This window comes from Alphaproteobacteria bacterium (genome assembly GCA_018063245.1).
Lineage (GTDB): Bacteria > Pseudomonadota > Alphaproteobacteria > JAGPBS01 > JAGPBS01 > JAGPBS01.
The window spans coordinates 1-4,970 of sequence record JAGPBS010000080.1 but is presented as its reverse complement, the minus strand read 5'-3'; the positions used below and the strand labels follow the sequence as shown (position 1 = coordinate 4,970).

Annotated in this window: 6 protein-coding genes; all 6 read right to left on the bottom strand. The window is 40.9% G+C overall.

The genetic code is table 11. The annotated features are described in order from the left end of the window. Positions 1-391: 391 nt before the first annotated feature. Positions 392-919 carry a hypothetical protein gene (locus tag KBF71_08780; GenBank protein MBP9878405.1) on the bottom strand — a complete coding sequence of 176 codons (528 nt, stop codon included), beginning with the start codon at positions 917-919 and terminating at the stop codon, positions 392-394. Positions 920-984: 65 nt separating this feature from the next. Next, positions 985-1,563: a 16S rRNA (guanine(966)-N(2))-methyltransferase RsmD gene (rsmD, locus tag KBF71_08775; GenBank protein MBP9878404.1), complete on the bottom strand. Its 579-nt coding sequence runs from the start codon at positions 1,561-1,563 to the stop codon at positions 985-987. A 7-nt stretch (positions 1,564-1,570) separates the two neighbouring features. After that, positions 1,571-2,317, bottom strand: a complete 747-nt coding sequence (locus KBF71_08770) for an rRNA pseudouridine synthase (GenBank protein ID MBP9878403.1) — start codon at positions 2,315-2,317, stop codon at positions 1,571-1,573. A gap of 14 nt (positions 2,318-2,331) precedes the next feature. Next, on the bottom strand, positions 2,332-3,609 hold the full coding sequence (locus KBF71_08765) for an insulinase family protein (protein MBP9878402.1): 1,278 nt from the start codon (positions 3,607-3,609) through the stop codon (positions 2,332-2,334). Next, complete coding sequence (locus KBF71_08760; protein MBP9878401.1) at positions 3,606-4,379, bottom strand: SURF1 family protein; 774 nt, start codon at positions 4,377-4,379, stop codon at positions 3,606-3,608. The genes KBF71_08765 and KBF71_08760 overlap by 4 nt, the downstream gene beginning before the upstream one ends. 6 nt (positions 4,380-4,385) lie before the next feature. Further along, positions 4,386-4,769: a DUF983 domain-containing protein gene (locus KBF71_08755; protein MBP9878400.1), complete on the bottom strand. Its 384-nt coding sequence runs from the start codon at positions 4,767-4,769 to the stop codon at positions 4,386-4,388. Between the last annotated feature and the right edge of the window lie 201 nt (positions 4,770-4,970).

Here is a 4,970-nt window from a genome sequence, read left to right as displayed (position 1 = left end):
CTCACTTCGATAACTCCTTTTGCTAACCACGGCATTTTAGATCTCCCATTTTTGCCGTAAAGTTTATCAATTTTCGTTACCTATGTCCCCGCACATTCGTTACCTATGTCTCCGGTCTGTACACGAAAGCAGGGATCCAGGAAAAACAACAACCAGCGCGTCATGCCGAACTTGTTTCGACATCTCCCTGCAATTACAAACAGATCCTGAAACGAGTTCAGGATGACTTCATGTTGATAAATTCCTGGACACCTGCCTTCGTGTATAGTTCCGCATGAATAGCGAGCACTTCGCAAGGGGCTTTATATTGTAAACAAGTGCGGCATGACGCTTTATTTTGCTTTGACAGTTTTCATCATCGACGTCTTAGAGAGTACGGTCTAACGGCGCTTTACCACTTCTTAAAAGCTTTTTTCAGCTTCTTCTTGCCTTTTTTAACGGCTTTGGCAGTCTGGTTTGCAAGTCTATCAGCTTCTTTTTCGACTTTATCCAGTGCCTTTGGAGCTTCTTTTTGAATTTGATCAACAACTCTGTCAGCTTCCTTCAGAACTTTTTCTGCAACCGATTTTTCTTCTTTAGGTGAAACTTGTGGCAGTGAAATAGCCTTCAGCTCATCCGCAACTTCATTTGCATTTACTAAAACTAATGCTTGAATAATAAAACTCAATGGAACAGAATACTGAATCAAAATTTGAATTGTTGTCAAAGCATCTTCTTCTGCAAACTGATAAAAATCTATGGTAAAGCTTTGAGCTGAACGATCACACATTTCTTTGATTTCAAGTTTAAAATTAAAGGCACCATGGGTTCCTAAAAATTCGACAAAACGCGGACACTGATCTGACTGCACCGCGAATGATGCTCCTTCAGCTTCAATAATTGGTGATGACGCAATAACTTGTGGATTAATCAATGACATAATAATATATTCCTTTCAATTTAATATAAAAAGGATATTAACACAATATTTATATTTCTCAAGTGTCAGCTAGCAGAATCGCGCTGAACAAAATGAATTTTTGTTGTTGCATAGATCTTTTCGCTCAAAATACTAAAACCTACAGGTAAATCAATTGTCTCAACCTTATGTGTTTCTAGAACCAAAACAGCACCATCAGCAATTAAATTCTGAGATAATAAAGATAAAATTGCTTTTTCAATAAGACCTTGTTGATAAGGGGGATCGAGAAATATCAAATCAAATGGGCCTCTGGAAGCTAAAGCCACAGCCCCTGACGTCTCAGATAAATCAGCCCGAATCAGATGAGTGTTCTTTTTAGATGGATCCAATTTTCTTTGATTTTCAGTACAAACTTTCAAAGATTCCGCACTCACATCAACAAAAGTCACAGAATCAACACCACGTGAATAAGCTTCAAAACCCAAGGCACCCGTGCCGCAAAATCCATCTAAACAACGAATTGCTGCAAATGATTCAAACCAATCATGATGCCAGAGAATATTAAAGATCGACTCTTTAATCCGATCAGAGGTTGGCCGCACATCTTTCGATGATGGTGAAACAAGGTGATGATTTTTAAATTTGCCAGCGATGATGCGCATACTATCTCTATTTATGTGAATGAAAAAAATCTGGAAATAAGGATTCAAGATTCCCCTCATCATACCGATACCAAGCTCCTTTTGCAAGCTCTTCAAGGGCAAAAGGCCCGTAATCGACTCGAATTAAACGTGAGATCCTGAGCCCTAAATAATCCATAATATTCCGAATTTCGCGATTTTTACCTTCTGTCAGAACAACCTCGAGCCAAAAATTGCCATCATAATTCTTTGCGGGCTTTTCAGCACGAATGCTTTTAGGGTGATAAAAAACACCATCAATCTCAATACCATCAACAAGCTGGTCTAATTGTGATTGAGACACGCGTCCATAGACACGGACCTCGTACCGGCGCTCAATTTCATGAGCTGGCATTTCCAAATATCGTTTAAAGGCTCCATTGTTGGTCAGAAGCAAAAGACCTTCTGTCATCATATCAAGACGCCCAACCGGGTTGAGTGTTTGAAGGTCACGCGGAAAATAATCGCGATAAGTTGGACGTCCTTCCGGATCATCTTTCGTGATGACGACACCTGCTGGCTTGTGGAAAATATAGAGTTCAACCTCTGTCGCTGCTGTGATCTTTTTTCCCCGAACCATCACTTCATCTTGCTCAGTGACTTTGGTTGCAGGATCAGCGCACACAATGCCATTGACTGTCACAAGACCGTCAAAGATATATTTTTCAGCATCACGGCGCGAACAATAGCCACTTGAGGCGATTCGTTTTGCCAAACGCTCTGGTGTAGAAGACATCCTCAGAACTCACATTATACCAATTGAGCAATCGACAGGCCTTTTGCCTGAATGGCTTTTTCTGGCCCTAAAGCTGCAAGCGTTGGATTTTTAGCCGCGATCATGCGATCTAAAACCTTCGATACGCTTTCTTTTGTGACAGCATCAATTTTTTGGACTTGTTCAGCGAGTGGAATCGGTCTGCCATGAATCAGCATTTGATGACCGAGCTTTTCACATCTTGCCATACTGCTTTCTTGCGACATCAAAAGCGATGATTTGATCTGACGTTTTGCACGCTCAAGCTCATCCGATGTCATCGATTGCCCTAGGCCAAAAAGCTCATCTCTGATAATCGGCAGAATATCGCTTGCTTTATCAGCATTCAAAGCGGCTGATACACCCAAGAGCCCTGTATCCTTATAACTATTATTATAACTGTAAATACTATAGGCAAGACCACGCTTTTCACGCACTTCTTGGAACAAGCGAGAGGACATCCCTCCCCCAAAAACCACAGCCAGAATAACATGATCATAATAATCAGCCGCCGTGTTATGCGTTCCTTTAAAACCTAAAACCAAATGCAATTGTTCGATATCGCGCTTTGTTTTAATCTCTCCACCTTGATAGATTGACTTCTGAGGCGTCACATCTTGCACCAAAGGCGCTTTCTGGAAATAATGAGCTGCCTGCTCAGTGAATTGAGCATGATTGATATTCCCTGCTCCACACAAAACAATATTGCCAGTGTGATAATGACGATCAATAAATGAGCGCAAATGATCCGGCGTCATGCTCATAATCGTATCTTCAGTCCCCAAGATCGGACGCCCCATGGCATGATCGCCATAGGCTTGCACCTGAAAATCATCATAAATCGCATCTTCGGGAGAATCAAAGCTCTGGTTAATCTCCTGAATGATCACATTTTGCTCTTGTTTAAATTCCTCATCAGCTAGCATTGAATGCTGAATCATATCTGTGAGAACATCAAGACTGGTCCCAAAATCTTCTTTCAAGGTTTTGGTATGATAGACTGTCAGCTCTCGAGATGTATAAGCATTGATTGATCCTCCGACAGATTCAATGGCTTCCACAATATCTTTTGCATTCCGTTTTTTGGTGCCCTTGAAAAGCATATGTTCAATAAAATGAGCAATCCCGTTTTCACTTTTGGTTTCCGCTCTTGATCCAGACCCGATGTAAAGACCCATTGAAACAGACTCAACATCAGCCATCCGATTGGTAACAATCCGGAGCCCATTGGGAAGCGTTGTGTGTTCGATTGATGATTTTGAATTGACTGTCATGAATTCCTGCCTATTTTTTGCTTAATTTGCTCACGCAATTTCTGCTCAACCTCTGTATCGGTTGGTTTTAATTTAAAATGTCTCCGTAAATAAAGACTGTAGATCACTAAAAGAACAATCGCAAGACTATACCAAGTCAAGGCATATTGAAAGTGATTATTGGCAATCAAAACAAATCGATCCTGTGGAATAGGCATATTCTCTGGCAAGGCCAAATCATTTTTATCTCGCTCAATAATAAAAGGTTGCAGCTTCTTAAGATCAAGCGATGTTCCAATTGACGGCATATCGTACCAAAACAGCGTTTTATCTCCGAGGTTATTGTCAGGCTGCATTGAACCCTTGTCACTCGGTTTTCTTAATATCCCAGAAAGATCACTTACATCATCCGGCAAAGATTGAGGATCAAAATCCTCAGGTACCCACCCCATATCAACTAAATATGTCTTACCATCCTTTTGCTCGAGGGGAACAATCAAATGAGCTCCTCTCTCCCCTTCATTCATACGCGGGATAAGCATCATTGATTTATCTTTTAAAAGTGTGCCCTCAACATTCACGCGTGTTATTGGCGTTGATGAGTCTTCAGACAATGGATTGTCCGCCAAAGGCACCGCATCTTTTGACAAAGCCTCATGAATTTCTGCCAATAGTTTTTCTTTCCACTCAAGACGTCTCATCTGCCATGAGCCAAGAGACAGCAAAACAATAATCATGATAAGCGTCATAATGCTTGGAATAATAACTTTCTTTTGCCGCCAAAAGCTCATGACTCGCTACTCCTCATCATGAGAGGCATGCTCTCTGTCTTTGGTAATATAATGATAATGCAGAGCCATCGTCAAAGATTTAACGGGTCTCAGCATCCCAATTGTTGCTGCCAAAATTGCAATGGGCCAAAGTGTAAAATGAACCCATTCCGGCCAATCAAACTTCATATAGCAATAGAGAGCAATTGGTACAATCGTAAAGCCCAAAACAAAAATCAAAAAAACAGCAGGCCCATCGCCGCTATCATGCTCTTTAAACTTTAAATGACAAGAAGAACATTTATCGACTAAAGTAAGAAACCCCTTAAAGACAGATCCCTTTCCGCATTTAGGACACTTCATCGCCAAAGATGATTTGATAATCTGAAGAAGACCGATCGTTTGTTTCATGAAAGTTGCTTTCGCTTGTTGCTGAATTTATTTCCAGACTATTCACTTTGATTTCCCTTGTCATCCCCGCGAAGGTGTATAGTTCCGCATGAATAGCGAGCGCTTCGCAAGGGGCTTTATATTGTAGACAATGTAGCCGGGTTTTGTTGTAATTGTCAACAAATGTCATTAGGAATGCGTTTCTTTCTTGATGTGAGTTGA